At 67.3% G+C, this 26789-nt stretch carries 26 protein-coding genes and 1 other RNA gene; 13 read left to right on the top strand and 14 right to left on the bottom strand.

What is annotated here, in order from left to right:
- Window positions 1–5 precede the first annotated feature (5 nt).
- From C1931_RS16255 to C1931_RS16235, 5 genes are all read right to left on the bottom strand, one after another.
- The gene (locus tag C1931_RS16255) at window positions 6–485 is read right to left on the bottom strand and encodes an EVE domain-containing protein (RefSeq protein ID WP_108754043.1); all 480 of its coding nucleotides are present in this window, start codon (window positions 483–485) and stop codon (window positions 6–8) included.
- A complete protein-coding gene (locus C1931_RS16250; RefSeq protein ID WP_108754042.1) occupies window positions 482–1075 on the bottom strand; it encodes a 5-formyltetrahydrofolate cyclo-ligase in 594 nt (197 codons plus the stop codon). Before C1931_RS16250 ends, C1931_RS16255 begins: the two co-directional genes overlap by 4 nt.
- Before the next feature lie 83 nt (window positions 1076–1158).
- A non-coding RNA gene (gene ssrS, locus C1931_RS16245) (6S RNA) lies at window positions 1159–1344 on the bottom strand.
- Window positions 1345–1441: 97 nt separating this feature from the next.
- Entirely contained in the window at window positions 1442–1738 is a 297-nt protein-coding gene (locus tag C1931_RS16240; protein ID WP_108750986.1) for a cell division protein ZapA, read from the bottom strand.
- A complete protein-coding gene (locus C1931_RS16235) occupies window positions 1735–1956 on the bottom strand; it encodes a TIGR02449 family protein (RefSeq protein WP_079223080.1) in 222 nt (73 codons plus the stop codon). The genes C1931_RS16240 and C1931_RS16235 overlap by 4 nt, the downstream gene beginning before the upstream one ends.
- A gap of 151 nt (window positions 1957–2107) precedes the next feature.
- Between C1931_RS16235 and C1931_RS16230 the strand changes: the two genes are divergently transcribed.
- Entirely contained in the window at window positions 2108–2656 is a 549-nt protein-coding gene (locus tag C1931_RS16230) for a UPF0149 family protein (protein ID WP_108750985.1), read from the top strand.
- A 5-nt stretch (window positions 2657–2661) separates the two neighbouring features.
- Window positions 2662–3984 (top strand): aminopeptidase P N-terminal domain-containing protein, encoded by a 1323-nt coding sequence (locus C1931_RS16225; RefSeq protein ID WP_108757791.1) that lies wholly within the window; start codon window positions 2662–2664, stop codon window positions 3982–3984.
- 485 nt (window positions 3985–4469) lie between these two features.
- Here the strand turns inward: C1931_RS16225 and pepQ are convergent, their stop codons facing one another.
- The 7 genes from pepQ to rph all read right to left on the bottom strand — a co-directional run bounded on the left by pepQ (window position 4470) and on the right by rph (window position 11603).
- Window positions 4470–5801 (bottom strand): Xaa-Pro dipeptidase, encoded by a 1332-nt coding sequence (pepQ, locus tag C1931_RS16220; protein WP_108757069.1) that lies wholly within the window; start codon window positions 5799–5801, stop codon window positions 4470–4472.
- A 75-nt stretch (window positions 5802–5876) separates the two neighbouring features.
- A complete protein-coding gene (locus tag C1931_RS16215; RefSeq protein ID WP_108754040.1) occupies window positions 5877–6251 on the bottom strand; it encodes a PilZ domain-containing protein in 375 nt (124 codons plus the stop codon).
- Entirely contained in the window at window positions 6248–8533 is a 2286-nt protein-coding gene (locus C1931_RS16210; protein WP_108757068.1) for a DUF1631 family protein, read from the bottom strand. Before C1931_RS16210 ends, C1931_RS16215 begins: the two co-directional genes overlap by 4 nt.
- A 105-nt stretch (window positions 8534–8638) precedes the next feature.
- Window positions 8639–9763, bottom strand: coding sequence for a radical SAM family heme chaperone HemW (gene hemW / locus C1931_RS16205; RefSeq protein ID WP_234412923.1), 1125 nt, complete (start codon window positions 9761–9763; stop codon window positions 8639–8641).
- Window positions 9764–9898: 135 nt separating this feature from the next.
- Complete coding sequence (rdgB, locus tag C1931_RS16200) at window positions 9899–10495, bottom strand: RdgB/HAM1 family non-canonical purine NTP pyrophosphatase (protein ID WP_108757066.1); 597 nt, start codon at window positions 10493–10495, stop codon at window positions 9899–9901.
- Window positions 10492–10881 carry a VOC family protein gene (locus C1931_RS16195; protein WP_108754036.1) on the bottom strand — a complete coding sequence of 130 codons (390 nt, stop codon included), beginning with the start codon at window positions 10879–10881 and terminating at the stop codon, window positions 10492–10494. Before C1931_RS16195 ends, rdgB begins: the two co-directional genes overlap by 4 nt.
- Window positions 10878–11603: a ribonuclease PH gene (gene rph / locus C1931_RS16190; protein WP_108750979.1), complete on the bottom strand. Its 726-nt coding sequence runs from the start codon at window positions 11601–11603 to the stop codon at window positions 10878–10880. The genes C1931_RS16195 and rph overlap by 4 nt, the downstream gene beginning before the upstream one ends.
- Before the next feature lie 128 nt (window positions 11604–11731).
- Here rph and C1931_RS16185 point away from each other — a divergent pair, with 128 nt between their 5' ends.
- The 6 genes from C1931_RS16185 to recG all read left to right on the top strand — a co-directional run bounded on the left by C1931_RS16185 (window position 11732) and on the right by recG (window position 18582).
- Window positions 11732–12592 carry a YicC/YloC family endoribonuclease gene (locus C1931_RS16185; RefSeq protein WP_108750978.1) on the top strand — a complete coding sequence of 287 codons (861 nt, stop codon included), beginning with the start codon at window positions 11732–11734 and terminating at the stop codon, window positions 12590–12592.
- Window positions 12589–13254 carry a guanylate kinase gene (gmk, locus tag C1931_RS16180; RefSeq protein ID WP_108754034.1) on the top strand — a complete coding sequence of 222 codons (666 nt, stop codon included), beginning with the start codon at window positions 12589–12591 and terminating at the stop codon, window positions 13252–13254. The genes C1931_RS16185 and gmk overlap by 4 nt, the downstream gene beginning before the upstream one ends.
- Window positions 13255–13364: 110 nt before the next feature.
- Window positions 13365–13664 (top strand): DNA-directed RNA polymerase subunit omega, encoded by a 300-nt coding sequence (gene rpoZ, locus C1931_RS16175; RefSeq protein WP_108750976.1) that lies wholly within the window; start codon window positions 13365–13367, stop codon window positions 13662–13664.
- 105 nt (window positions 13665–13769) lie between these two features.
- Complete coding sequence (locus C1931_RS16170) at window positions 13770–15926, top strand: bifunctional (p)ppGpp synthetase/guanosine-3',5'-bis(diphosphate) 3'-pyrophosphohydrolase (RefSeq protein WP_108750975.1); 2157 nt, start codon at window positions 13770–13772, stop codon at window positions 15924–15926.
- Between the two features lie 150 nt (window positions 15927–16076).
- Window positions 16077–16463, top strand: a complete 387-nt coding sequence (locus tag C1931_RS16165; protein WP_108750974.1) for a RidA family protein — start codon at window positions 16077–16079, stop codon at window positions 16461–16463.
- A 7-nt stretch (window positions 16464–16470) separates the two neighbouring features.
- A complete protein-coding gene (gene recG / locus C1931_RS16160) occupies window positions 16471–18582 on the top strand; it encodes an ATP-dependent DNA helicase RecG (protein ID WP_108757065.1) in 2112 nt (703 codons plus the stop codon).
- A 414-nt stretch (window positions 18583–18996) separates the two neighbouring features.
- On the opposite strand, the gene C1931_RS16155 is transcribed toward recG, so the two are convergent.
- On the bottom strand, window positions 18997–20325 hold the full coding sequence (locus C1931_RS16155; protein ID WP_108757064.1) for a Fic family protein: 1329 nt from the start codon (window positions 20323–20325) through the stop codon (window positions 18997–18999).
- A 219-nt stretch (window positions 20326–20544) separates the two neighbouring features.
- On the bottom strand, window positions 20545–20955 hold the full coding sequence (locus C1931_RS16150; RefSeq protein WP_108757063.1) for a hypothetical protein: 411 nt from the start codon (window positions 20953–20955) through the stop codon (window positions 20545–20547).
- 695 nt (window positions 20956–21650) lie between these two features.
- Between C1931_RS16150 and C1931_RS16145 the strand changes: the two genes are divergently transcribed.
- From C1931_RS16145 to C1931_RS16125, 5 genes are all read left to right on the top strand, one after another.
- Window positions 21651–22589: a nucleoside hydrolase gene (locus tag C1931_RS16145; protein ID WP_108754032.1), complete on the top strand. Its 939-nt coding sequence runs from the start codon at window positions 21651–21653 to the stop codon at window positions 22587–22589.
- Window positions 22590–22677: 88 nt separating this feature from the next.
- Window positions 22678–22920: a type B 50S ribosomal protein L31 gene (locus C1931_RS16140; RefSeq protein WP_079223041.1), complete on the top strand. Its 243-nt coding sequence runs from the start codon at window positions 22678–22680 to the stop codon at window positions 22918–22920.
- A gap of 296 nt (window positions 22921–23216) precedes the next feature.
- A complete protein-coding gene (locus C1931_RS16135) occupies window positions 23217–24494 on the top strand; it encodes a citrate synthase (protein WP_108754031.1) in 1278 nt (425 codons plus the stop codon).
- 277 nt (window positions 24495–24771) lie between these two features.
- A complete protein-coding gene (locus C1931_RS16130) occupies window positions 24772–25836 on the top strand; it encodes a hypothetical protein (protein WP_108757062.1) in 1065 nt (354 codons plus the stop codon).
- A gap of 428 nt (window positions 25837–26264) precedes the next feature.
- Window positions 26265–26768, top strand: a complete 504-nt coding sequence (locus tag C1931_RS16125; RefSeq protein WP_108757061.1) for a CS1 type fimbrial major subunit — start codon at window positions 26265–26267, stop codon at window positions 26766–26768.
- Window positions 26769–26789: the final 21 nt, after the last annotated feature.

The raw sequence follows: 26789 nt of genomic DNA, 5'->3' as shown, positions 1-26789 counted from the left end.
GGGAATCAGGATTTCTTTTCCAGCGACAGCAGCAGCTTCCACTGCGGGGCCGTCACCGGGAACACCGACAGGCGGTTGCCCTTGGCAACCAGCGGGAAACCTTCGCCAAGTTCGTCGGCGTGCAGCTTGATCTCGTCCAGCGCGATCACCTGCGGCAGCTTGCGGTCGAAGGCCACGTCCACCAGCATCCAGCGCGGGTTCTCGCGCGTGCTCTTGGGGTCGTGGTAGTCGGATTCCGGGTCGAACTGGGTGTCGTCCGGGTAGGCCGGGCTGGCCACGGTGGCCAGGCCGACGATGCCGGGCACCTTGGTATTGGAGTGGTAGAACAGGATGCCGTCGCCCACCTGCATGCCGTCGCGCATGAAGTTGCGCGCCTGGTAGTTGCGCACGCCGTTCCAGGGCTCGACCTTCACCTTGGCCAGGTCATCGATGGAAAAAGCGTCCGGTTCGGACTTCATCAGCCAATAGCGCTTGCGGGCGGTCATGCGTTCACGGGGGCAGCGGAGGGGAACAGGGTGCCGTCTTCGGTGCAGATCGCATCCACCGGCACGTCCCACGACGCCACCGGCAAGGACTCGACCTGCTGCGCGGCGAACGCGGCACCCACCAGCCAGGGCGGTGCCGGCCGGTCGTGGCGGAAGGCGAAGCTGCGATCATACCAGCCGCCCCCCATGCCCAGCCGCCGGCACTGCGCGTCGAAGCCCACCAGCGGGGTGACCACCAGCGCCATCTGGCTGGCGTCCAGGGTGTCGGCCACGGCCACATCGGGCTCGGGAATGCCGTAGCGGTTGCTGGTCAGGGGCTGGCCCGGCCGCCACGGCGCAAAGCGCAGCACATCGCCGGCCAGCACCGGCAGGCAATAGGCCACGGTGTCAGGCAGCTGCAGTTGCCAGCGGTGCAGGGCGATCTCGCCATCCAGCGCCCAGTAGCCGGCCACGGCGCCTTCGCGCGGGGCGAAGGGCAGGGCCAGCAGGGCGTCGGCCAGCGATTCGGCAGCCGCAATGCGGATGGGCGCGGAAAGTGCGCGGCGGCGTTGCCGCAGGTCGTGGCGCAGGGCCTGGCGCGGGTCGGTCATGGCAGGTGGCGGCAGGAAACAGCGGCCATTGTGCCGGAAAGAACAAGGGCGACGCCCGAAGACGCCGCCCTTGCTGGAATATTGCATTCTCCGCAATGTCGATGCATGCGAAACGACCTTGAACCCGGGGGCTCAAGTGGGAACGCTGGAGAACCATCGGGCTTCCCGCTACAAGGCGGACCTGCACTCCCGGCGCTGTCGCGCTCCCGGTGTCGTTCTTAAGGGACAAGGCGAATGTTTGCACATGCCGTCGAGTACCGCAGAGAACGCGTGGCCATTATAGCCAGCGTGCACGATCTGGATAGGCCGTTCGTCGGCAACAGTCCGTGCCAATTCAGATATGAGAAGACGCGTTGTGCGCGTTGCTCACACGCTGCTATCGATCGCGCGGTCCAGGCGCCGGTTCAGATCGGCCAGCGTCTGCTGCAGAGCCACGGCCTGGCGCGCGTTCTCGTCGCGCAGCAGTTGCAGCTCGTGGGCCAGATTCAGTGCGGCCAGCACCGCCACCCGATCGACGGCGGCCATGCGGTTGCTGCCGCGGATCTCGCGCATGCGTGCATCCAGCAGGCGCGCGGCGGCCATCAGGCTGTCGCGTTCATCGCCGCCCACGCCCACGGTGTATTCACGATCGAGGATGCGGACACTGACCGGTTCTGCGCTCATGTGTGCTGCTCCAGGGATTTGAGCCGGCTGATCATCGCTTCCACCCGCGAGCGGGCCTGTTCGTTCTTGGCCAGCAGGGTGGACCGCTCGGCCACCAGCTGTTCCTGCTGGTGGCGCAGGCTGCGGTTCTCCTCGGCCAGGCGCTGGTTGCGCTCCAGCAGCGCTTCCACGCGGGCGGCAAAAGCCTGCAGCTGGGCAAGGGGGTCGGCGGGTTCCATGCCGCACGATAGGCAAGCCGGGTAAGGCCGGTCAAGCGTTGTCGCAGCAGGGCCGGACTGCCACGAGGACGACCCGGTTGGGTTGCTACACTACAGGGCTCACGGGCGCGCGCGTGCGCGCCCCGGGTTTCCCTTACGAACGAGCCGCACGATGACTGAACTTCCCTCCGTCGACGACGTTTCCCGCGCCAGCCAGGAACTGGGCCTGGGTGCCACCGCTGCCGAGCTGCATGGCGGCCTGTGCGGCTGGCTGGCGGCCGGCGGCGCCCCCGGCAACGACTGGCCGGCCCGGGTGCTGGCCGACGACAACCTGGCCCCGGTCGCCCCCGGCAGCGCGCTGGCGCAGCTGCTGGAAGCCACCATCAAGCAGCTGGAAGACCGCGATTTCGCCTTCGAACTGCTGCTGACCGACAACGACGATGTGGCCGCGCAGGCCGATGCCATGTTCAGCTGGACCCGTTCGTTCCTGGGCGGCTTCGGCCTGGGCAGCGGCGGCCGCCGTCCCACCCTGTCCGAAGAGGGCGAGGAAGCGCTGACCGACATGGCCAGCTTGGCGCGTGCCTCCAGCGAGGATTTCGAAGCCGGCGGCGAGGACGATGACGAGGCGCTGTCGGAAATCGAGGAATTCATCCGCGTGGCAGTGCTGCTGCTGCACGGCGATGTGGTGCTGGCCGCGCGCCACCGCCAGCGCCTGAACTGATGGATATCAAGCAGCGCACCGGCATTGCCGCCGGCGAGTACAAGCGCCGCCGCCGCCAGCTGATGGACATGGCCGGCGACGATGCGATCCTGGTCCTGCCGGCGGCCTCGGAGAAGGTGCGCAGCCTGGATACCCATTTCCCGTTCCGCCAGGATTCGGATTTCCAGTACCTGAGCGGCTTCCCGGAACCGGAGGCCGTGCTGGTGCTGATTCCCGGCCGCCGCCACGGCGAGGCCATCCTGTTCTGCCGTGAGCGCGATGCCGAGCGCGAGGCGTGGGATGGCAGCCGCGCGGGCCAGGACGGGGCGGTGGCGCACTACGGCATGGACGATGCCTACCCGATCGATGATCTGGACGACATCCTGCCGGGGCTGCTGGAAGGGCGCTCGCGCGTCTATTACCACTTCGGCCGCGAAGCGGATTTCGACCTGAAGCTGATTGGCTGGGTGAACCGCGTGCGCTCGCAGGTGCGCCACGGCGCGCAGCCGCCGCACGAGTTCCTGGAACTGGGGCACCTGCTGCACGAGCAGCGCCTGTTCAAATCCGGTGCCGAAGTGGCGTTGATGCAGCATGCGGCGCAGATCAGCGTGCGTGCGCACCTGGCGGCAATGCACGCGGCCAAGGCGGGCATCCACGAGTACGAACTGCAGGCCGAACTGGAGCGGGTGTTCCGCGCCAGCGATGCCGTTCCCGCGTACTGCAGCATTGTCGGTGCCGGTCGCAACGGCTGCATCCTGCATTACCGCGACAACAATGCGCGCTCGCGCGACGGCGAACTGGTGCTGATCGATGCGGGCGCCGAATACCGCGGCTACGCCAGCGACATCACCCGCACCTTCCCGGTGAACGGCCGCTTCACTGCCGAACAGCGTGCACTGCACGATCTGGTCGGCCAGGCGCAGGCCGCCGCCATGGCGCAGGCGCGCCCGGGCGTGGCCTACGAGACCGGCCACCTGGCCGCCGTGCAGACCCTGACCGAGGGCCTGCTGCGGCTGGGCCTGCTGAAGGGCACGCTGGAAAAGAACCTGGCCGAAGGGCTGTACCAGCGTTTCTACCGGCACAAGACCGGGCACTGGATCGGCCTGGACGTACACGATGTGGGCGACTACCGGCTGGCCGGCGAATCGCGCCTGCTGGAGCCGGGCATGGCCTTCACCATCGAGCCGGGCCTGTACATCGGCGTGGACGACACCACGGTGGAACCGCGCTGGCGCGGTATCGGCATCCGCACCGAGGATGACGTGCTGATCACCGACGACGGCCATCGCGTGCTGACCGAAGGCCTGGCGCGCAGCGCCGACGAGATCGAAGCGGTGATGGCCGGTTGAGCCGGACTGCGTAGAGTCGAGCTTGCTCGACTGAAGCAACGGCACCGGCCAAAGCAAGAGCGGCATTCGGTGGGATGGCGGGGCACTGCGGGTTTGCGGGGACGCCGCAAACCCGCAATGCCCCGCCTTCGACGGGTTCACGCGGCTGTTGGTGGGTGCCGACCGTTGGTCGGCACATTTGTCAGGTATCGAATGAATCATCCACGCATGGCGTGGATCTACTGGCGACGGCAGTTGTTGGTAGGTGTCGACCTTGGTCGACACAGAGCGAGCGCAGCGAGCGACCCGCTCTTGATTTTCTTTTTTCTTTTCCGTGGCTGGACGCGCACGGAAATTGTCAGAGGTGGGGCGGGGTGGGTTCGCGGGGGTGTCCGCGGCATGGATGCCGCGGACAAGCCTCCAGGGACGGATTCACGGCGTCCCCCGCGAACCCACCCCGCCCCGCCAAGCGCGGTTTTTGATCCCAGCGCCCAGCCACGAGGGGCTCAGCCGTTGGCTGCCGCAAACGCCGGGCGGGTCAGGTTGTCCGCGTCGCCTTCGGTGCACAGCACTTCGTCTTCGATGCGGATGCCACCGTAGGGGCGGAAGAAATCCACGCGGTCCCAGTTGATCGCATCGCCATGGCCGGCCGCCTTCACTTCGTTCAACAGCATGTCGATGAAGTACAGGCCCGGTTCGATGGTCACCACCATGCCCGGTTCCAGCACGCGGGTCAGGCGCAGGTAGGGGTGGCCGGCCGGGCGCTCGATGCGGCCGCCGTCTTCGCCGGCCGCGAAACCGGCCACGTCGTGTACCTGCAGGCCGATCAGGTGGCCGATGCCGTGCGGGAAGAACGCGGCGCTGACGCCGGTTTCCAGCGCGGTCTGCGGCGAAACCTTGATCACGCCGAAGTCCTTCAGCACGCCCATCAGCGACAGGTGCGCGTCCACGTGCAGCTGCTTGTAGTCGAAGCCGGCACGCACGGCCGCGCACATCTGCTGCTGGGCCGCGTCCACCGCATCGATCATCGCGGCGAACTCGTCGTGGCCGTGCGCGGCGTAGGTGCGGGTGATGTCGCTGGCGTAGCCGAGGGCGCTGGCACCGGCATCGATCAGGAAGCTGCGCAGCGGCTGCGGTGCCTTGCGGCCCAGCTCGGTGTAATGCAGCACGGCCGCGTGTTCGTTCAGGGCCACGATGTTGCCGTAGGGCAGCTCGTTGGCATCCTGGCCGACGGCCTGGCAGTACGCCATGTGGATGTTGAATTCGTCGGCACCGTTGCGGAAGGCGGCCTCGGCCGCGCGGTGGCCGCGCACGCCCAGCACCTGCGCCTGGCGCATCAGGGCCACTTCATACGGCGTCTTGTAGGCGCGGTGCCATTCCAGGTAGTTCACCACCGGCGCCGGGTTGTTCGGCACGTAGGCGCCCAGCGCGCTCTGCGGCTCACCCAGTATCGCGCAGCGGGCCGGGTTGGCCGGCAGCAGGGCCAGCGCCTCGTCCGGCGTGCGGATGATGTGGATGTCGAAGTGCTCCACCCACCAGCCGCTGGGGGCATCGGGCACCACGTGCCAGTAGTCGAAGGGCTGGTGGAAGATCACCGCCGGGCGCTTGCCCGGGGTGAACACCACCCAGCTGTTGGGCACGCGGGTGAGCGGCAGCCAGGCCTTGAACTGCGGGTTCACCGCATAGGGGTAATCACGATCGTCGAACACCTGGTAATGCAGGGTGCCGCTGGGCACCACCAGATGGTCGAAGCCGCCGCGCGCCAGCGCCTGTTCGGCGCGTCGGCACAGCACGGCCAGGTGGTCGGAATACAGGGCGCCGGGGTCTTGCTGGATCATTGCGGTGGCTCGACACGGAAAACGGCCTTAGATTCTGCCGCATACGGCGAAAAACCGCTGTGCCGGAACCGGCACTCAGCCTGTCGAAACCGGCGCCTGATCGTTGTCCTCGCCGATCCAGCCGCGCAGCAGCTGGCGGTGCTCGCGCGACAGGGTCAGGAAACGGAAGCCGGCCCAGTGCTGGCCCGGTACGTGCGCCGGTTCGCTCCACAGCAGGTGCACGCCCACGTCGATCGTTTCATTGCGGCCGTCGCCCAGCGCCAACGGGAAGCGCAGCTGGTACAGCGCATCCTCGCGCAGGCCGGTGCTGGCCAGCATCAGCATGCCGGTTTCGGAAACATTGCCCAGCCGGCCGATCACGGCGTCGCGCATCTGGTCGGTGACCGGCACCAGGTCGGCTACCTGCCGGCGCGGGGCGCGGCGGGTATCCACGGGCGGTTGCGTGCTCATGCCTTGGGCTCCGGGTTCAGGCGGCTGGCCAGCGAACGCAGCGCCGACAGGCTGGCCTGCCAGGCGCGGTCCACCAGACGGCCCTTTTCTTCGGTGACCAGCTGGGCCTGGCCGCCGGCCATCTGTCGCGCCAGCGTATCCAGCGTGGTTTCGCCGATCTTCTGGCCACGGGCGTTCACCAGCAGTACGTGCCCGGTCAGCAGGCTGTACCAGGACAGGCGCTGGCGCCGTTGCGCACCGTCGCCCACGTCGATGTCGAACCAGCTGCCGAAGGGCAGGGTGACCAGCTGCTGGTAGCAGGCCTCCTCGCTGTCGCTGCGCGCGCTGCGCCCGGCGTCGGCCTGGCTGTCGGCGCTGCCGTCGTTCTGTTCGCCCAAGCGAGCACGTGCCTTCAGGCGCGCGCTCAGTTCCGTGCGCGAGGTGCTTTCGTCTTCGCCGCCCGGGGTTGCCAGGCGACGGGCCACGGCGGCGGCTTCGTCGGCGTGGTAGCCCACCTGCAGCAGCGCCGCTTCCACATCGGCGGCCAGCGGTGCGTCGGTGATGCCGGCCGCGCTGGCCGGTGCGGCGGTGACCGTGGCGATGCGCTCGGTCTGCTGCAGGCGCTCGTGCCATTGCGGCGAATCTTCGCCGTGGCGCAGCCGGGTAAGGGTGAGGGCATCGGCCCAGGCCTGGCGCAGCAGGGTCTGCACGAAGCGCGGCGGCTGCGTGGCCTGGCACCACTGGTCGATCTGGGTGGTGGCTTCGCGCCGGGCCAGTTCCAGCCGTTCCTTGCCGCGTGCGGCTTCCACGTGGCGGCGTTCGGCCAGTTCGGCGCGGTGTGCGGCGGCGCGCTGGTGCTGCTGGATTTCTTCGTTGGCGGCGGCAAACGCTTCCGGCGTGCGCGCATCCTGGCCCAGCAGGCCCTGCACGCTCTGCGCCAGCCGCTGCAGCAGCTGCGGGTCCACGTCGTCGTCGCCCAGCCAGCGTGCGCCGGCTTCGGCCACGGTGTTCAGCAGTTCGCGCGCCGGGTGTTCGTCGCGCACGAAGAAGGCCGGGTCGGCCATGGCGGCGCGGGCAAGCGGTACCTGCAGGCGCGCCAGCAGGGCCGCCGGTACCGGGTCGGGCCGTTGTTGCTGCTGCACCTGCTGCAACAGCAGCCGCAGCAGGTCCAGGTTGTCGCGGTCGTGCCCGGCCAGTTGCGCCTGCGCGCCATGTTCGCTGCGCAGTTGGGCCAGCAGGGCGCCCTGCAGGTCGGTCACGCTGGTGGCGGCGCTGGCCTGGCCCTGCAGGCGTGCCAGCACGGCATCCACCGCGGCGGTGGGCAGCGCGGCAGGTTCCAGTGCCAGCGGCTGCGCCGGCAGGCGGCGGGCCTGCTGCAGCAGTTCGTGCAGAACGGTGTTGGCCGGCACGGTCAGCCCGGCGGCCGCCGCATCGGCGCCGGCAAAGGCGTCCTGCATCAGGTTCGACCACGAACCGGCCGGTGCCGACCCACCCCAGCCGGTCATCGGGGTCACCGTGCGCGGGGCAGGGCGCCCACTGCGTTCGTGACCGACCGAACGGGTGATCACCCGACGGGTGGCCGACGAACGCGCCAGGTAGGGGGTGTAGACCAGGCCGGGCAGCACGCCGTGCTGGGCCAGCAGCGCGTTGGCGCGGTCCAGGGTATCGCCCAGTCGTTCCAGGCACTGCCGCTCGAAACTGCGGTACAGCGCCAGCTGCACCTCCATGCTCAGGCCATCACGTTCAGCCAGGCGGCGCACCATCGCGCACAGCGCCTGCGGTGCCAGCGGCAGCGTTTCCGCATCGAAGGCCGGCGCGGCGGCCAGCACGCCCATGCGCTGGCCCAGCAGGTTCAGCGCATTGGCCGAGCGCAGGGTTTCCCTGCGCACCATTTCAACCAGCAGCAGGTCGCGGTCCACCTCGTGTTCGGCAACCAGCGACAGGCCCATCATGGTCGGCAGCGGTGGCGGCGTTGCCGCCGACGCGGGCGCGGCGGCCGGTTCGCGCAAGCGCACCAGCGCATCGGTCAGGGCATCGAGCATGCGCTCGCTGAAGTGCCCGGCGAAGGCGTGCAGTTGCCCGCGCTGGGCCAGCAGGTCGGCCTGCTGCTGCGGATTGCGCGCGTGGTCGGCGTCGTGCAGCAGGGTCTGTTCCAGCGCCTCCACCGTCAGGATCAACGGCGCGGTGAGGGTGTGGTGGCACAGGCCGATCAACGCGCCCAGCACCTCGCGTACCCGCGGTGGCAGGTCGGCGGCGGCCAGGCGCGCGGTGTCCGCGCTGGACAATGAAAAAACGGCAGACATCGACGAGGGGTTCCGGATTCCCGCGGATCGTTGCAGCAATCTACCGTGTCGGCAGGGCAGGGCGCCAGCCGCCGGGCATGGCCCGGCGCCATCCAGGGTCCCCGGTCAATCTTCCAGGAACAGACTCACCACATCGTTGGTGAAGCGCCGGCCCAGCTCGGTGGGCTGCACATGGCCGTCGGCCACCTGAAGCCAGCCGCGCTGGCGGGCCTGCGCCAGCGGCGCGTCCAACACGCTGCGTGGCAGGCCGGTACGCGATTCGAAATCGCGCAGGCTGAAGCCTTCGTGCAGGCGCAGCAGGTTCAGCATGTACTCGAATGGCAGGCGCTCGGCAGCGATCACTTCGTCACCGCCGAACGAGGCCGGGGTGCCAGCACTGTCCAGGTAGGCCTGCGGGTGCTTGACCTTCCAGCGCCGCAGCACGTGTTCTTCGGCGCCGGAACTGATCTTGCCGTGCGCGCCGGCGCCGATACCCAGGTAATCGCCGAAGCGCCAGTAGTTCAGGTTGTGCGCGCTCTGCCGGCCGGGGCGGGCATAGGCGCTGACCTCGTACTGGCCGTAACCGGCCTGGGCCAGCAAGGCCTGGCAGTGCTCCTGCATGTCCCAGGCATTGTCTTCATCGGGAATGCCCTGCGGCGGCCGCGCGAAGAACACCGTGTTCGGTTCCAGGGTCAGCTGGTAGTGCGAGATGTGCGCCGGCTGCAGGGCGAACGCGCGTTCCAGGTCGGCCTCGGCACCGGCCAGGGTCTGTTCCGGCAGCGCGTACATCAGGTCGATGTTGAAGTTGTCGTAGCCCGCGTCCTGGGCCATCTTCACCGCGCGCTCGGCCTCGCCACTGTCGTGGATGCGGCCCAGCCGCTTCAGCGCGGCATCGTCGAAACTCTGGATGCCGAAGCTGAGGCGGTTCACGCCTGCCGCGCGGTAGCGGTCGAAGCGCCCGTGTTCGGCGGTGCCCGGGTTGGTTTCCAGGGTGATTTCGGCATTGGGCGCGAAGCGCAGGCGCGCGCTGGCCTGCTGCAGGAAGCGGTCGATGGCCTCGGGCGGGAACAGGCTGGGCGTACCGCCGCCGAAGAACACGCTGTGCACCACCCGGCCCCAGACCAGCGGCAGATCCTGGTCCAGGTCGCGCAGCAGGGCGTCGATGTAGGCCTCGAACGGCAGCTCACCCTTGGCCTGGTGCGAGTTGAAATCGCAGTACGGGCATTTGCGCACGCACCAGGGCAGGTGCATGTACAGCGACAGCGGCGGCGGCACCAGCCGCACCGGTGCGGGGTGGCCGTGGTCGCCGTCGCAGGCTTCGCCGGGCAGGTGGTTGCAGTGATCGTGGGCGTGGGACATGACGGCAGAACTACGTGCGGGTGTGGGTCAGAGAGCGGCAGCCAGCTGCAGCTTCAGCTGCTGCAGGGCCAGTGCGCGGTGGCTGATCGCGTTCTTCAGCGCCGGCTCCATTTCCGCGGCGGTCAGGCCGTGGGTGGTGTCCAGGAACACCGGGTTGTAGCCAAAACCATTCGTGCCGCGCAGTTCACGGATGATCTGCCCTTCCCAGCGGCCTTCGCAGATCAGCGGCTGCGGGTCGGTGGCGTGGCGCAGCAGCACGATCACCGCATAGAAACGCGCGCTGCGCTGGCCATCGGGCACCTCGGCCATGGCCTGCAGCAGCTTGGCGTTGTTGGCCGCCGCGTTGGTCGGGTGGCCGGCATAGCGCGCGCTGTACAGGCCGGGCGCGCCGCCCAGGGCATCGACGATCAGGCCCGAATCATCGGCCAGCGCCGGCAGGCCGGTGGCCTCGCAGGCGGCGCGTGCCTTCAGCAGCGCGTTCTCGACGAAGGTCAGGCCGGTTTCGTCCACATCGCCCAGGCCCAGCTCGGCCGCCGAGGTGATCTGCAGCGGCAGGTCGGCCAGGATCTCCTGCATTTCCACCAGTTTGCCGGCGTTGTGGCTGGCAAGCACGAGCGTCTTCATGCGCGGGGCTCCAGCAGGTCCCAGGTGTTGCCGTACAGGTCGCGGAACACCGCAACGGTGGCATAGGGTTCTTCGCGCGGGGCTTCCAGGAATTCCACCCCGGCGGCCAGCATGGCGGCGTGGTCGCGGCGGAAATCATCGGTGTTCAGGAAGAAGCCGACGCGGCCGCCGGTCTGGTTGCCGATGCGGCTGCGCTGCTCCTCGTTGCTGGCGCGGGCCAGCAGCAGGGCGGCGGCGCTGCCGTCGGTCGGGCCGACCACCACCCAGCGCTTGCTGCCCTGGTCGATGTCCTCAAGCAGGGCAAAGCCCAGCTTGCCAGTGTACCAGGCAATGGCTTCGTCGTAGTCGGCCACCACCAGGGTGGTCAGGGCGATGCGACGGTTCATGCCGACAGCGCCGCCTGCTGCGCGGCCAGCAGTTCGCCCACGCCCTTTTCGGCCAGGCCCAGCAGCGCATCCAGTTCATCGCGGCGGAAGGCATGGCCTTCGGCGGTGCCCTGCAGTTCGATGAAGCCGCCGCCATCGTTCATGACCACGTTCATGTCGGTGTCGCAGTCGCTGTCTTCGGCGTAATCCAGGTCCAGCACCGGGGTGCCGCGGTACACGCCCACCGACACGGCAGCCACCGCGCCCAGGATCGGGTTGCGCTTGATGTCGCCGCGCTTCATCAGCACGTTCACCGCGTCGACCAGGGCCACGTAGGCGCCGGTGATGGCCGCGGTGCGGGTGCCACCGTCGGCCTGCAGCACGTCACAGTCCAGGGTGATGGTGCGTTCGCCCAGCGCGTTGCGGTCCACGCAGGCACGCAGGCTGCGGCCGATCAGGCGCTGGATTTCCAGCGTGCGGCCGCCCTGCTTGCCGCGCGCGGCTTCACGGTCGCTGCGGGTGTGGGTGGCGCGCGGCAGCATGCCGTATTCGGCGGTCACCCAGCCTTCGCCCTTGCCGCGCAGGAAGCCGGGCACGCGGTTTTCCACGCTGGCGGTGCACAGCACGCGGGTTTCACCGAAGCAGACCAGCACCGAGCCTTCGGCGTGGCGGGTGAAACCGCGTTGGATGACGACCGGGCGAAGCTGGTCGGGCTGGCGGCCACTGGGGCGGGCATCGGACATGGTGCGAATTCCCTGAAGGGTAAGACAGGCAGGTACGCCGCCATGCCCGCACCCGTCAGGGGCAGGCAGGGAGGCTCGAATAGGGCCGCTAGGGTACCATTCCCCCTTTGAGAGCATCGGAAACGCTGATGATTCGAAGCATGACGGCCTATGCCGGTGGCGAGCGCGCCACGGCCTGGGGCACGCTGGGCTGCGAGCTGCGCTCGGTCAACCACCGCTTCCTGGAAGTGGGCACCCGCCTGCCCGAGGAACTGCGTGCGCTGGAACCGCAGCTGCGCGAACGCATCGCCGCGCGCCTGAGCCGCGGCAAGCTGGACCTGGTGATGCGCCTGCGCGCGCCCGAAGCCGCTGCCAGCCTGCAGGTGAATGAAGCGCTGCTGGGCCAGCTGGGCCAGCTGGCGCACCGCCTCACCTCGGATTTCCCCAACCTGCAGGTCAGCTTCACCGAGCTGCTGCAGCTGCCGGGCGTGACCCAGGGCGAGGCCACCGATGCCGCCGCCCTGCAGGTGGAAGCGCTGGCCCTGCTGGAGCAGGTGCTGGACGGCTTCGTGGCCGCCCGTGAGCGCGAAGGCGACAAGCTGGCCACCGCCATTGCCGAACGCGTGGATGCGATCGAACGCATCGCCGCCGAGGTGCGCACGCTCATTCCGGCCATTCGCGACGGGCAGCGCGCCAAGCTCGCCGCCCGCCTGGCCGACCTGCCGCACCCGGTCGACCCCGGCCGCGCCGAGCAGGAACTGGTCATGTGGCTGCAGAAGCTGGACGTGGATGAAGAGCTGGACCGGTTGGGCAGCCATATCGTGGAAATCCGCCGCGTGCTGAAGCAGCGCGAGCCGGTCGGCCGCCGCCTGGATTTCCTGTTGCAGGAATTCAACCGCGAAGCCAACACCCTGGGTTCCAAGTCGGTGGACAGCCGCACCTCCAACGCGGCGGTGGAACTGAAGGTGCTGATCGACCAGATCCGCGAACAGGTGCAGAACATCGAATGAGCAGCCAGCCCACCCCGATCGGCGCGCCCGCGCGCGGCACCCTGTACATCGTGGCCGCGCCGTCCGGCGCCGGTAAGAGCAGCATCGTCAACGCCACTCTGGCGCGCGACCCGCAGATCGCGCTGTCGATCTCCTTCACCTCGCGCGCCATGCGCCCGGGCGAAGTGAACGGTGAGCACTACCACTTCGTCAGCGCGGAGAAGTTCGAGGAAATGATCGCCGCCGGCGATTTCTTCGAACACGCCTGGGTGCACGGCGACTGGAAGGGCACTGCCCGGCAGTCGGTGGAGCCGCAGCTGGCCGCTGGCCAGGACGTGCTGCTGGAAATCGACTGGCAGGGCGCCCAGCAGGTGCGCCAGCTGGTGCCCGGCACGGTGACGGTGTTCATCCTGCCGCCGTCCAAGCAGGCCCTGCAGGACCGCATGCGCAAGCGCGGCCAGGACAGCGAGGCGGTAATCGCCCAGCGGCTGGGCGCGGCGCGCGAGGAAATGCTGCACTTCAACGACTTCGACTACGTGATCGTGAACGAAGTCTTCGATACCGCAGTGAACGAGCTGTGCGCCATCTTCACCGCCAGCCGCCTGCGCCGGGAAGCCCAGAAGGTCCGCCATGCCGGCCTGATCCAGGCCCTGCTGACCCCGGATTCGGGCGCAACTGACTGATTCCAAAAGGCTCCGCCAGGGGTTGGCTTGATTTTGTCCAGCCCCTGGCCGTACACTCCGTCCCCTTTCCCTCATTCGACTGAGCGGCCGACCGGTCGCCGGGAGCCCGTATGGCCCGCATTACCGTAGAAGATTGCCTGGAAGTCGTTAACAACCGTTTCGACCTGGTCATGATGGCCTCCAAGCGCGCCCGCCAGCTCGCCAATGGCGTGCAGGCCACGCTGGACAACAGCGAAACCGAAGACAAGCCGACCGTGCTGGCGCTGCGCGAAATCGCTGCCCGCAAGATCGACAACGCGCTGATCGACGAAGTCGAGAAGGCCGAGCGCGAGCGTGCCGAGCGCGAAGCGCTGGAATGGGCCGCCGCCGAAGTGGTTGCCGACGAAGACATGTCCAAGAACGACGATTGATCGCATCGATCAAGGTCATTGCTGGACAGCCGAACAGCCCGCCCCGTGCGGGCTGTTTCGCATTCAGGGTTTGCCGTAAACGTCGCGCTGGAATAGGCTTCGGGCATGAACCCAGGCCCCACTGCCAAGGTAGCCGCGCCCACCGCCGCGGCCGTACCTGATTACGTCCTCCAGCTTGAACGCGCCGCCCACTACCTGCCCCCCGAGCAGCTGCCGCTGCTGCGCCGGGCCTGGGAAGTCGGTGCGTCGGCACATGCTGGGCAGACGCGCAAGTCGGGCGAACCCTACATCACCCACCCGGTGGCCGTGGCCCAGGTGCTGGCCGAGCTGGGCCTGGATGTGGAAGCGCTGATCGCTGCGATCCTGCACGACACCATCGAAGACACCCCGCTGACCCGCGAGGAACTGGCCGCCGAGTTCGGCGAAGCCGTGGCCGAGCTGGTCGATGGCGTGACCAAGCTGGACAAGCTGAAGTTCCGCGACCGCCAGGAAGCGGCCGCCGAAAGCTTCCGCAAGATGCTGCTGGCGATGTCGCGCGACCTGCGCGTGATCATGATCAAGCTGGCCGACCGCCTGCACAACATGCGCACGCTGGGCGCGCAGAGCCGCGAAGCGCGCGGCCGCATCGCCCGCGAAACGCTGGAAATCTACGCGCCCATCGCCCAGCGCCTGGGCATGAGCCTGGTCAAGAGCGAGCTGCAGAACCTGGGCTTCAAGGCGCTGTACCCGTGGCGCCACGCGATCATCGAAAAACACATCCGCAGCCAGCCGGTGGTGCGCCGCGAGGCCATGGCGCAGGTGGAAGTGCAGCTGTCGCAGCGGCTGGCCAAAGAAGGCCTGGAACACCGCCTGGTCAGCCGCATCAAGACTCCGTGGAGCATCTACAACAAGATGCGCGACGAGAACAAATCCTTCGACCAGGTGATGGACGTGTTCGGCTTCCGCCTGGTCGTGCGCAGCGTGCCCAGCTGCTACCACTCGCTGGGCGCGGTGCACGCCACCTTCAAGCCGCTGGACGGGCGCTTCCGCGATTTCATCGCCATTCCCAAGGCCAACGGCTACCAGTCGCTGCACACCGTGCTGTTCGGGCCGTACGGTTCGCCCATCGAAGTGCAGATCCGCACCGAGGAAATGGACCTGATCGCCGAACGCGGCGTGGCCGCGCACTGGACCTACAAGTTCGGCGGCGACACCCCCAACAGCGCGCAGAGCCGGGCCCATGCCTGGATCGTGGAACTGATCGATTCGCAGCGCGCCGCCGGTTCGTCGCTGGAATTCCTCGACAACGTGAAGGTCGACCTGTTCCCGGACGAGGTCTACCTGTTCACCCCGAAGGGCAAGATCCTGGCCCTGCCGCGCAACGCCACCGCACTCGATTTCGCCTACGCCGTGCACACCGACGTGGGCAACATGGCCGTGGCCTCGCGCGTGGACAAGAAGCTGGTGCCGCTGCGCACCAAGCTGGTGTCGGGGCAGTCGGTGGAAATCATCACCGCGCGTTCGGCCACGCCCAAGCCGCAGTGGCTGGAATTCGTGGTGACCAGCAAGGCACGCACCGCCATCCGCCACCAGCTGAAGCAGCTGGAACACGAAGACGCCGTGCAGCTGGGCCATCGCATGCTGGACCGCGCGCTGGAAGCGATGGATTCGTCGCTGGAACGCCTGCCCAAGGGCCGCCTGGACGCCTTCCTGGCCGAGCACCGCTACCCGCGCCTGGAAGCGCTGCTGGCCGAAGTGGCGCTGGGCAACTGGATGCCGACCCAGGCCGCGCAGGCGCTGATGTCCTACGCCGAACTGCGTGGCGGCCCGCGCCACCATTCGCAGGAAAAGATCCTGATCAACGGCAGCGAACGCGGCGTGGTCACCTTCGCCGGCTGCTGCCAGCCGATTCCCGGCGACGAGATCATGGGTTACCACACCGCCGGCAAGGGCATCGTGGTGCACCGCATGGATTGCCCGAACCTGGCCGAGCTGCGCAAGTCGCCCGAACGCTGGGTGCCGATCGGCTGGGACACGACCGTGTCCGGCGATTACGACACCGCCCTGGTGGTGGAAGTGGAGAACGGCACCGGCGTGCTGGCGCAATTGGCCGCCGCGATTGCCCAGAGCCACTCCAACATCGAACGGGTGGACTACCTGGACCGCGACTTCAACGCCGCCGTGCTGGCGTTCAACATCCAGGTACGCGACCGCAACCACCTGGCCGAAGTGATGCGCCGCCTGCGCCGCCTGTCGGTGGTGCAGTCGGTACGCCGGCAGTAGATCCACGCCACGCGTGGATGCTGGCGCGGTAGCGCCGGGCCACGCCCGGCGAGCGCGCAGCGCGGCATGCATCAACGCTCGCCGGGCATGGCCCGGCGCTACCGGGTTGCTACAATCACCGCTCTGTTTTCCCAAAGCACCGGAGCGACCATGTCCCGCCAGATCATCAACACCGAAAAGGCACCCGCCGCCATCGGCCCGTACTCGCAGGCCGTGCGCGCCGGCAACACCGTGTACTTCTCCGGCCAGATTCCGCTGGACCCGGCCACCGGTGACATCGTCGGTGCCGGCGATATCGAAGCGCAGGCCCGCCGCGCCTTCGACAACCTGAAGGCCGTGGCCGAAGCCGCCGGTGGTTCGCTGGACAAGGTCGTGCGCCTGGGCCTGTACCTGACCGACCTGGGTGAGTTCGCCAAGGTCAACGCGGTCATGCAGGACTACTTCCAGGCCCCGTTCCCGGCCCGTTCCACCATCGAAGTCTCGGGCCTGCCGAAGGGCGCCAACTTCGAGGTCGACGCGGTGATGGTCATCGACTGACCGCCACGTGGCACGCAAGGCGGCGGTCACCCCGGCACTGTCACCGTCCGGCGAAGCATCCTTGGCGATGCTGGCCGGCGTGGGCCCGGCCGTGGCCGCCAAACTTCAGGCGCGTGGCCTGGCCACCCTGCAGGATCTGTGGCTGCACCTGCCACTGCGCTATGAAGACCGTACCCGCCTGACCCTGATCGAAGACCTGCGCAACGGCGTGCCGGCGCAGGTGGACGTGCGCGTAGTGGCGGTCGAACGCGGCATGCGCCACCGGCCCATGCTGAAGGTGGCGGTGGAAGACGAAGGCCGCGGCACGCTGGTGCTGCGCTTCTTCCACTTCCGCCAGCAGCAGGTGGGCCAGTTCGCGGTGGGCAACCGGCTGCGCTGCTTCGGCACGCCGAAACCGGGCCACCTGGGCCTGGAAATCGTCCACCCCAGCTACCAGGTGCTGGGCCGCCACGACGACCCCGACCTCGGCGATCGCCTGGACCCGGTCTATCCCACCGTGGAAGGCGTGGGGCCGATGACGATGCGCAAGCTGATCGGCCAGGCGCTGGACCGCCTTCCCGAAGAAGACACGCTGGAGCTGCTGCCCACTGGCTGGCTCGATGGCCTGGGCCTGCCGTCGTTGCGCAGCGCGCTGCTGACCGTGCACCGGCCGCCGCCGGATGCCGATCTGGCCGCGCTGGCCGCTGGCACCCACCCGGCGCAACGGCGGCTGGCGATGGAAGAGCTGCTGGCCCACCACCTCAGCCTGCGCCGCCAGCGCATTGCCTTGCAGGCGCACCATGCGCCGCCGCTGGCGGGCCCGGGCAAGCTGGCCAAGGCCCTGCTGAAGCAGTTGCCGTTCGCCCTGACCGGCGCGCAGGCACGGGTGTTCAAGCAGATCCGCGAAGACTTGGCGCGGCCCAGTCCGATGCTGCGGCTGGTGCAGGGCGACGTCGGCTCGGGCAAGACCGTGGTGGCCGCGCTGGCCGCCATGCTGGCGGTGGAGCAGGGCAAGCAGGTCGCGCTGGCCGCGCCCACCGAGCTGCTGGCCGAACAGCACCTCAACAATCTGCGCGGCTGGCTGGAACCGCTGGGCGTGCGCATTGCCTGGCTGGCCGGCAAGGTGACCGGCAAGGCCCGCGCCAAGGTGATCGAGCAGGTGGCCAACGGCGAGGCGCAGGTGGTAGTCGGCACCCACGCTTTGATGCAGGAGGCGGTGGTGTTCCAGGACCTGGCATTGGCCATCGTGGACGAACAGCACCGCTTCGGCGTGCACCAGCGCCTGGCGCTGCGTGACAAGGGGGCCGGCGCGCACAGCGTGCCGCACCAGTTGGTGATGACCGCCACGCCCATTCCGCGCACGCTGGCCATGTCCGAGTATGCCGATCTGGATGTCTCGGCCATCGACGAACTGCCGCCCGGCCGCACCCCGGTGCAGACCGTGGCGCTGAACAACGACCGCCGCCCGGAACTGATCGAGCGCATCGCTCTGGCCTGCCAGGAAGGCAGGCAGGTGTACTGGGTGTGCACCCTCATCGAGGAAAGCGAGGAGCTGGATGCCACGCCGGCGCAGGCCACCTACGAGTCGCTGCAGGCGCTGCTGCCGGGCGTGCGCGTGGGGCTGGTGCATGGCCGGCTGAAGGCCGCGGAAAAGCTGGCGACGATGGTCGCGTTCAAGGCCGGCGAGATCGATCTGCTGGTGGCCACCACGGTGATTGAAGTGGGCGTGGACGTGCCCAACGCTTCGCTGATGGTGATCGAGAACGCCGAGCGACTTGGCCTGGCCCAGCTGCACCAGCTGCGCGGGCGGGTAGGGCGTGGCTCGGCCGTGTCGCGCTGCGTGCTGCTGTACCAGGCACCGCTTTCGCAGATGGCGCGCGAGCGCCTGCAGACCATGCGCGAAACCAACGATGGCTTCGTCATTGCCGAAAAGGATCTGGAACTGCGTGGCCCCGGCGAACTGCTGGGCACCCGGCAGACCGGCCTGGCCGGGTTCCGCATTGCCGACCTGGCCCGCGACGCCGGCCTGCTGCCGGGCGTACACGACCTGGCCGAGCGCCTGCTGGCCCAGCAGCCCGCGCTGGCCGACCGCGTGGTGCAGCGCTGGATCGGCACCGCCGTACGCTACGCCTCGGCATAAGCCTCGGGGTCAGATCCCTTTGCACAGCAAAGGGCTCTGACCCCATGGCTCGCAATACCCATCCACGCATGGCGTGGATCTACCAGGTAGCGCCGGGCCGCGCCCGGCGGCGCGGCGCGCAGGATTCTGCCGCATGCCCTGTAGAGCCAAGCCATGCTTGGCTGCTGTTCGCGTGGCGGGCGTCAGTCGAGCAGGGTTCGCGATGCCCATTCACGCATGGCGTGGATCTACCGGGTAGCGCCGGGCCACGCCCGGCGGCGCGGCGCGCAGGATTCTGCCGCATGCACAGTAGAGCCAAGCCATGCTTGGCTGCTGTTCGCGTGGCGGGCGTCAGTCGAGCAGGGTTCGCGATGCCCATCCACGCATGGCGTGGATCTACCGGGTAGCGCCGGGCCATGCCCGGCGTGGATCAACCTACAGGGCGAGCCGTTCTGACAGCCCTGGCAGCACGAAATACTCCGATGCTTTGCCGACGCGTTCCTTGCTGACCAGCTCCGCTGCCACCAAGCCATTCAAATCCTTCAATGCGGTGGGGTAGGTAATGGTGTGCGCCGCCTGGTGGCTGGCGACCGTGTAGGTCCGGTCGGGGTCTTTCAGTGCATTGGCCAGAAGTGCGCGCTGTCGATGATTGAGCAGCACGCCGCCCAGCCGTGCAGTACGCAGCATGCGTCGCGAGGCTTGATCCTCTGCATGCTTCCTGGCGATGTAGGCATGCAGTCCTTGGATCGACTGCTCGATTGCCTCCAGTTGCTGGGAGACGAAGTAACCCAGATCCTGGTTGTCACTTTCGGTGTACAGGTAGGCGCGCATGTACTTGCCGGGTGACTTTTTCAACACGCTGGAAATGGAGAAGTACTCGGTCATCCAGTAGCCAGCGTTCATCATCGCCCAGTAGAACAATGCGCGCGCGGTGCGGCCGTTGCCGTCCACGAAAGGATGGTCGTAGCCGATCTGGAAGTGCACGGCGATGGCTTTGGCGACCGGGTGAATGAAGGGCGTGCTTTCTTCGTTGATGAACTGGCAAAGCCGCTCGATCCGCGCCGGCACTTCTTCGGCCGGGGGAGGAATGTGCAGCAGCGTGGGGGGAGAGCCACGGTCGAAGACTGCAACGTTGTCTTCTGCAGTCCTGAAGCGTCCACTGTCGCTTGTCAGCTCCAGCGTGCCGTCCGTGAGGATGCTATGCAGCTCCAGAATCTCGGCTGCCGTGATGGGGCGTACGCCGCGTTCGCGGATGACGTTCATCGCGACGTAGTTGTTGTAGATCATCCGCTCGGATGGGTCGCGCGGGGCGCGACCGGTGCTCAACATCTCCTTCGCCACGGCCCGCGTGGTTGAAGCACCTTCCAGCTGCGACGAGGTCATCGCTTCTTCGATCAGTGAGCGCATCAGGAAACGCCCTTGGCCACTGGCTGCGTCCACCCCCTGCACGGAGCCTGCAGCCTCGCGGTCAATGAAGTGCAGTCGGCGCTGCATCGAATCGGTCAGCGCAAGCTTGAAGGGTTGTTGCGTCTTGTCCAGCAACAGCGGCAGGGGCTTGAGCAAAGCCGCGCGCGTCCAGGCGATGCCCAGCCACCATTGCTCGGCGCTAAGACCCGGCGGGGGAGCCCTGTGACGCAGCTTGTCCCAGTGCTCGTAGGCGCCATTCACCTCAGGTCCGATGCGCGCATCAAGAATGCGGCCGAGGCTCTCGCCGTACTTGCGGGTCAGGGTGGCCAGATCCGGCGCCGGGGCGGGCAGCTTCATGGCGGTTTTCTATAAAATGTGTATTGGTTTTTATAGCAAATGATGTCGAGCGCTCCAAGGGTGTGCCCGGCGACGATGAATTCATGTTTGTGATGGTTGCGGCCAGGGCATGCCCATCCACGCACGGCGTGGATCTACCGGGTTGGTAGCGCCGGGCCATGCCCGGCGGCGTTTCCCGCGGCGCGCGTTGTTCCAGATCCGTATCCGCGTGGCGGGGGTTTACCCGGTTGGCAGTTGCGTGCCCATGTACTCGCACAGACCGCGGCAGGCCAGCAACAAGCCTTCGCGCACGTCATCCCCCACCTGCTGGTCCGGCTCGCCGTCCACACGCACGCGCTCTGCGGCATGCAGCACTTCCAGCAGAACACTCATGCCGGCCGTAGCGCGGTCCAACCGGGCCAGCGCCGCATGCTGGCTGGCAGAACGGCCCCGGCCCGGCACGGGCTGGCCATCGGCGCCGTCGCCTTGGCGAATGTGGCGCAGGCACGCGAGCAGGGTAGGCCCGTCGCTGGTGTTGGCAGATTGCGTAGCGGCCAATGTGGATTCCAGCGTACGCGCCAGATCATCCGGCAACCGACCCGCCGCCTCACCCAGCGTGGCGACAAGAAACGGATAGTGGGTAGTGCTCATCGTGGTGTCCTCAATGGATGACCACCGACGCGGCAGCGCAGGTGGCAGGCGGTGCGTGGCTCCAATACCGGTGATCTGAAGAAAGCCGGTGGGCATGACGCCCTCCACGCACCGCCCGCCGTAGCGCACAGACGGATTGCCTGCCGACGCCGTCCGGACCAGAACGAACGACGCCGACAGGCAAGCGTAAACAACCCTCAGATCAATCGGGATTGGAGTCCCGTGCCATCCGTTGTCGATGGCCCCTCATGTTTTGCACGAAGACCCTGCCACCTCAATGAGGAAAGTTTGAAACCTCGAATTCCGTGCAAGCGCATGACATTCATTTCAAAGCAGGCATTCGCGACACATCGAATGGCTCCAGAACGGGGTCGGAGCCCGTTGCAACGCAACGGGATCCGACCCCATCGCCGTACCGACAGTTCGCGAATAACTGTCGAAGGCGGGGTGGGTCCGGTTGCGGGGGCGTGAGCGCCATGGATGGCGCGACCGAGGCTACATGGACGTACTTGCGCCGTCCCCCGCAACCGGACCCACCCCGCCATCCCACGGATAGCCCGCTCTTGCCGTTGCCGTTGCCGTTGCCCGTAGCAGGTGCAGGTGCAGGGCGCAGCCCTGCCAGACACCCGCACCCCCATACTTGCAACGGTCATCAACCCGGTCCACACTTCGTTGCCGATCTGAAGACGGCAACGATGACCCACAAGATCCCGCTGTTGATCGACACCGACCCCGGTGTGGACGACGCCCTGGCCCTGCTGATGGCCTTCGCCGACGAACGGCATGACGTGGTCGCCCTGACCATCGCCGCCGGCAATGTCGGCCTCGACTACACCGTCCGCAACGCCCTCAAGCTCTGCGACATCGTCGGCCGCACCGACGTGCCGGTGTTCGCCGGCAGTCCCGATCCGCTGCTGCACCCCTCGGTGGATGCCGCCCACGTGCACGGCCGCGACGGCTACGGCGACGTGGACCTGCCGCCGCCCAGCCGCCAGGCCGAAACCGAGCACGCCGCGCTGGCCATCCTGCGCCTGTCGCACCAGTACGCCGGCGAGCTGATGCTGGTCATGCTGGGCCCGCTGACCAACCTGGCCCTGGCACTGAAGCTGGACCCGACCCTGCCCCAGCGCATCAAGCGCATCGTGGTGATGGGCGGGGCGGTCACCTGCCACGGCAACATCACCCCGGCAGCCGAATTCAACATCGCCTTCGATCCGGAAGCGGCGCACGTGGTGTTCACCTCGTTCAAGCACCTGCTGGTGTCGGACTGGGAAGCCACCGTCGCCCACGGCCTGCCGCTGGAGCAGGCCGAGCAGTGGCTGCAGGCCGATTCCGACCGCGCGCGCTTCTACGAACTGATCTCGCGCAAGACCCGCGCGCTGTCCGAAGACGCCAAGGGCGGCCGCTGGTACACCGCCGACGCGGTGGCCATGGCCTGGGCGCTGAACCCGGAAGGGCAGCTGCAGGTGGAATCGCGTCCGCTGAACGTGGAGCTGAACGGAACGTTCAGCCGCGGCGCCACCATCGTCGACTGGAACCGCCAGACCGGCCAGCCCGACAACTGCGATCTGCTGATGGCCTACGACCAGGCCCGTTTCGAGGCCCTGGTACGCCAGGCCCTGGGCGCGGTCTGAGGCCAATGCCCACGCACCGGTTGCCCCGCGCGGCAAGCGGTGCTTATAATGCCGCTCTTGACCACCAGCCCATTTACGGTGTGAGCCCATGAAGGCCGATATCCATCCGAACTACCGCGACGTCGTCTTCGAAGACGTCACCTCCGATTTCAAGATCCTGACCCGCTCGACCATGGCGACCAAGGAAACCACCACCTGGACCGACGGTAACGAATACCCGCTGGTCAAGGTCGAAATTTCCTCGGCTTCGCACCCGTTCTACACGGGCAAGCACAAGGTCATCGACACCTCGGGCCGTATCGACAAGTTCCAGAAGCGCTACGCGCGCTGATACGTCGTTACTGCTTGGAACCGACGGCCGCGCATTGCGCGGCCGTTTGTTTTTGTCCGGCGCCTGCCCAACGGGCGTTTGGATGGACGGAACAGTGCGTTCAGCCCCTGGCCGCTTTGCCCATCCGGGCCGCTTGTCGGCAGGCCTGCGGCTGCCTGCTGTCTACGACTTCTGTCTAGCACCCGGCAAATGCTGCTGTGCGATAATGGCGTGATCCCCGGCACAGGCCGAGGACGTCATTCACGTGCCTGACCAATGCGCTTGGGCAGGCGCCTTCCCATGAAGGAGCGCACACAGTGTCCGATCTTGATCAGGTCACGCTCAACGCCGGCGACAAGTCGGTCGTTCTGCCCGTCATCAAACCCACCCTTGGCAACGACTGCGTCGACATCGCGAAGCTGACCAAGGAAACGGGGTTCTTCACCTACGATTCCGGCTTCACCGCCACCGCCAGCTGCAAGTCGGCCATCACCTACATCGATGGCGACAAGGGCGTGCTGCTGTACCGCGGCTACCCGATCGAACAGCTGTCGGAAAAGTCGAGCTACGTCGAAGTGGCCTACCTGCTGATCAACGGCGAGCGTCCCAGCGCCGAGCAGCTGAAGGCCTTCACCGATGAGCTGACCGCCGAAGCCAACGTCGACGATTCGGTCAACGCGCTGATCGCCAGCTTCGCCAAGGATGCCCACCCGATGGCCATCCTGGCAGCCGCCATTGCGCAGCTGTCGGCCATCTACCACGACTCGCTGGACCTGTCCGACGCCGAACAGCGCCGCCAGGCCGCCGTGCGCCTGATCGCCAAGGTGCCGACCCTGTCGGCGCTGATCTACCGCCACGGCAAGGGTCTGCCGGCCAACAAGCCGGACACCTCGCTGGATTACGTCAGCCGCTTCCTGAAGCAGACCTTCGAGTCGGCTGACGGCCAGTACGATCTGAACCCGGACGTGGTGAAGGCGCTGGATCTGCTGTTCATCCTGCACGCCGACCACGAGCAGAACGCCTCGACCTCGACCGTGCGCCTGGTCGGTTCGACCGGTGCCAACCCGTATGCGTCGGTCGCCGCTGGCGTGACCGCGCTGTGGGGTCCGGCCCACGGCGGCGCCAACGAAGCCGTGCTGAAGATGCTGGAAGAAATCGGTTCGGCCGACAACGTCGAATCGGCCGTGGTGAAGGCCAAGGACAAGACCTCCGGCTTCCGCCTGATGGGCTTCGGCCACCGCGTGTACAAGAACTTCGACCCGCGCGCCAAGGTCATCGGTGAAATGACCAGCAAGGTGCTCAAGCAGCTGGGCGTGCAGGATCCGCTGCTGGACGTGGCCGTGAAGCTGGAACAGGCCGCGCTGCAGGACGAGTACTTCGTGGCCCGCAAGCTGTACCCGAACGTCGATTTCTACAGCGGCATCATCTACAAGGCGCTGCAGATCCCGACCGAAATGTTCACCGTCATGTTCGCCCTGGGCCGTACCTCCGGCTGGGTGGCGCATTGGTTGGAACAGCAGGTTGACCCGGAAATGAAGATCGGCCGTCCGCGCCAGGTCTACACCGGCAGCGACGTGCGCGACTACCAGGGCTGATCGCCCCGGCAGGTTGCAATGAAGACGCCCCGCCATTGTGCGGGGCGTTTTTTTTTTCGGATTGGTAGGTGCCAACCTTGGTTGGCACGATGCGCTTGGTAGGTGCCAACCTTGGTTGGCACGATCCTGGTGTCAGCGATCACCATCCACGCCTCGCATGGACTTACCGCCACGCGCCAAGACCGTGTGATTCCAGAGTCTCGCCAGCTTCACGCCTGCACGCGCAGCCTCAGGACGCCAGCTGCACCCGCAGCACTGCATACGGAGCGTCCATTCCATGAATACCCGTTTTGATCCACCCGAGCGCGGACCGCTCGGGCCCGATGTAGCCACCGTCGTCACCGCGCCCATCGTGGCACCGCCCAGCGAAAGTGCCGTTTCCTGGGGCGCCATCTTTGCCGGCGCTGCAGCCGCTGCGGCGCTGTCACTCATCCTGCTGATCCTGGGCGTTGGCCTCGGCCTGTCGTCAGTTTCACCGTGGTCGTTCGAAGGCGTCAGCAAGGAGACCTTCGGCTGGTCCAGCATCCTCTGGCTGACATTCACGGCGCTGGCTGCTTCTGGCCTGGGCGGTTATCTGGCAGGGCGCCTGCGCATCAAGTGGACACAGATCCACGGCGATGAAACCTACTTCCGCGATACCGCACACGGCTTTGTTTCGTGGGCGGTGGCTACGCTTCTCACTGCCGGCCTGCTGACCTCGGCCATCGGCGGCGTGCTGGGCGCCGGTGCAAAGGTGGCGGGCGCGACCGCAGGGGCGGCGGCGTCCACGGCGGGTGTTGCGGCTGCCGGTGCTGGCAGCGCCGCCGCAGCTGCACCGGAAGGCGACCTCAACTACTGGGTGGATTCACTGTTCCGCAGCGCCACCAACGCCGGTGCAGCCGATCCCTCGGCGCCGCCACCGCCGGGTGCACCCATGGATCCGAACGCTGCTCCGCCGCCGGCAGCGAATGCGGGCCCGCGCGAGGCCGGTGTGGCGCCGCCGCGCCCGATGCCGGGCCGTGGCCCGATGGGCGACCGCCGCGAAGTGCGCGCCGAAGTGAACCGCATCATCGTCAACAGCCTGCAGGGCGATGGGCTGGACCCTGCCGACACGCAGTATCTGTCGCAGCTGATCGCGCGTGAGACCGGCATGAGCCCGGCGGAAGCGCAGGCCCGCGTGACCGATGTGCAGACCCGCATGCGTGCTGCGCTGGAAAAGGCCAAGAACACGGCCAAGCAAGCGGCTGACGATGCCCGCAAGGCCACTGCCTACGCCGCACTGTGGCTGTTCATCACCCTGCTGATCGGCGCGTTCTTCGCCAGCCTCAGCGCCACCTGGGGCGGTCGTCGCCGCGACCTCTGAACAAGGAGACCTGACATGAAAATGATCCTGCTCTGGCTGCTGGGCGTACCGATTCCGTTGCTCATCCTGTACGCGATTTTCTTCTGAAACCGCGGGTTCAATCCCCACCCAGCGCCCCGCACCTGCGGGGCGTTTTTTTGCGCGCCCTTTGCGGTTGTACAGCCGATCCATGCTCGATTGCGCGATCTTTGCAATGAGGATTCTTGCAAACCCAACCTGAGGAAACTTGCATAACTCTCGAACATTGAGCGAGTTCAAAAATTCCACTTAACGTTCAACGTTTTAGGAATGCTTGAATAGCCGCACGGGGGTAGGGATTCCTACCATTCTCTCCGTCGCCCACCCCCACCCAGGCGGGCGGCGCTCCCCTCCCTTATCTCCGTTCGGGAGGGGAGCTTTCCCTATTTCATTGTCCGAGAGAGACACCCATGCACATCTTCAAGAAGGCCGCGCTGGCTGCAGCGCTGGTCACGGCTTCGCTGTCGGCGAATGCCGCCGAAACCCACATCACCATCCTGGCCGACGTCGACCCGACCCTGGCCCTGTTGCAGGCCGACGGCAGCCCGCTGCCGGATGCCGTCAAGCTGGACCACGCGCCGGGCCGTGGCCTGATTCCGTGGTCGCAGCAGGTGCGCATCTATTCCAACGACATCGATAAGGACATCGAAGTGCGCCTGATCAATGAGCCGGTGCTGGTTGGCGATGCCGCCGGTACGCCGTCGGTGCCGCTGTCGGTCAGCCTGAACAGCCGTGAGCTGGGCCTGGCCGCCACCGACTATCTGGCCGTCGATCTGTTCGACGGCGCGCTGCCGGGCGCGTCGGTCGCCATGCCGCTGCAGATCGCGCAGAAGACCCCGGGCGCCATCACCGTGGCCGACCGCTTCCAGGGCATGGTCAGCATCGCCATGAAGCAGAAGACCGCCAGCCCGTAAGTTCCGCCCCGCGCCGGCCCG

The sequence above is a fragment of the Stenotrophomonas sp. YAU14A_MKIMI4_1 genome, assembly GCF_003086855.1.
In the GTDB taxonomy this organism is placed as follows: domain Bacteria; phylum Pseudomonadota; class Gammaproteobacteria; order Xanthomonadales; family Xanthomonadaceae; genus Stenotrophomonas.
This window is presented reverse-complemented; position numbering and strand designations above follow the sequence as displayed.

Coding starts and splice junctions, on each gene's coding strand:
- C1931_RS16255 (WP_108754043.1), bottom strand. CDS start 485: ATGACCGCCCGCAAGCGCTATTGGCTGATGAAGTCCGAACCGGACGCT.
- C1931_RS16250 (WP_108754042.1), bottom strand. CDS start 1,075: ATGACCGACCCGCGCCAGGCCCTGCGCCACGACCTGCGGCAACGCCGC.
- C1931_RS16240 (WP_108750986.1), bottom strand. CDS start 1,738: ATGAGCGCAGAACCGGTCAGTGTCCGCATCCTCGATCGTGAATACACC.
- C1931_RS16235 (WP_079223080.1), bottom strand. CDS start 1,956: ATGGAACCCGCCGACCCCCTTGCCCAGCTGCAGGCTTTTGCCGCCCGC.
- C1931_RS16230 (WP_108750985.1), top strand. CDS start 2,108: ATGACTGAACTTCCCTCCGTCGACGACGTTTCCCGCGCCAGCCAGGAA.
- pepQ (WP_108757069.1), bottom strand. CDS start 5,801: ATGATCCAGCAAGACCCCGGCGCCCTGTATTCCGACCACCTGGCCGTG.
- C1931_RS16215 (WP_108754040.1), bottom strand. CDS start 6,251: ATGAGCACGCAACCGCCCGTGGATACCCGCCGCGCCCCGCGCCGGCAG.
- C1931_RS16210 (WP_108757068.1), bottom strand. CDS start 8,533: ATGTCTGCCGTTTTTTCATTGTCCAGCGCGGACACCGCGCGCCTGGCC.
- hemW (WP_234412923.1), bottom strand. CDS start 9,763: ATGCACCTGCCCTGGTGCGTGCGCAAATGCCCGTACTGCGATTTCAAC.
- rdgB (WP_108757066.1), bottom strand. CDS start 10,495: ATGAAGACGCTCGTGCTTGCCAGCCACAACGCCGGCAAACTGGTGGAA.
- C1931_RS16195 (WP_108754036.1), bottom strand. CDS start 10,881: ATGAACCGTCGCATCGCCCTGACCACCCTGGTGGTGGCCGACTACGAC.
- rph (WP_108750979.1), bottom strand. CDS start 11,603: ATGTCCGATGCCCGCCCCAGTGGCCGCCAGCCCGACCAGCTTCGCCCG.
- C1931_RS16185 (WP_108750978.1), top strand. CDS start 11,732: ATGATTCGAAGCATGACGGCCTATGCCGGTGGCGAGCGCGCCACGGCC.
- gmk (WP_108754034.1), top strand. CDS start 12,589: ATGAGCAGCCAGCCCACCCCGATCGGCGCGCCCGCGCGCGGCACCCTG.
- rpoZ (WP_108750976.1), top strand. CDS start 13,365: ATGGCCCGCATTACCGTAGAAGATTGCCTGGAAGTCGTTAACAACCGT.
- C1931_RS16170 (WP_108750975.1), top strand. CDS start 13,770: ATGAACCCAGGCCCCACTGCCAAGGTAGCCGCGCCCACCGCCGCGGCC.
- C1931_RS16165 (WP_108750974.1), top strand. CDS start 16,077: ATGTCCCGCCAGATCATCAACACCGAAAAGGCACCCGCCGCCATCGGC.
- C1931_RS16155 (WP_108757064.1), bottom strand. CDS start 20,325: ATGAAGCTGCCCGCCCCGGCGCCGGATCTGGCCACCCTGACCCGCAAG.
- C1931_RS16150 (WP_108757063.1), bottom strand. CDS start 20,955: ATGAGCACTACCCACTATCCGTTTCTTGTCGCCACGCTGGGTGAGGCG.
- C1931_RS16145 (WP_108754032.1), top strand. CDS start 21,651: ATGACCCACAAGATCCCGCTGTTGATCGACACCGACCCCGGTGTGGAC.
- C1931_RS16140 (WP_079223041.1), top strand. CDS start 22,678: ATGAAGGCCGATATCCATCCGAACTACCGCGACGTCGTCTTCGAAGAC.
- C1931_RS16130 (WP_108757062.1), top strand. CDS start 24,772: ATGAATACCCGTTTTGATCCACCCGAGCGCGGACCGCTCGGGCCCGAT.
- C1931_RS16125 (WP_108757061.1), top strand. CDS start 26,265: ATGCACATCTTCAAGAAGGCCGCGCTGGCTGCAGCGCTGGTCACGGCT.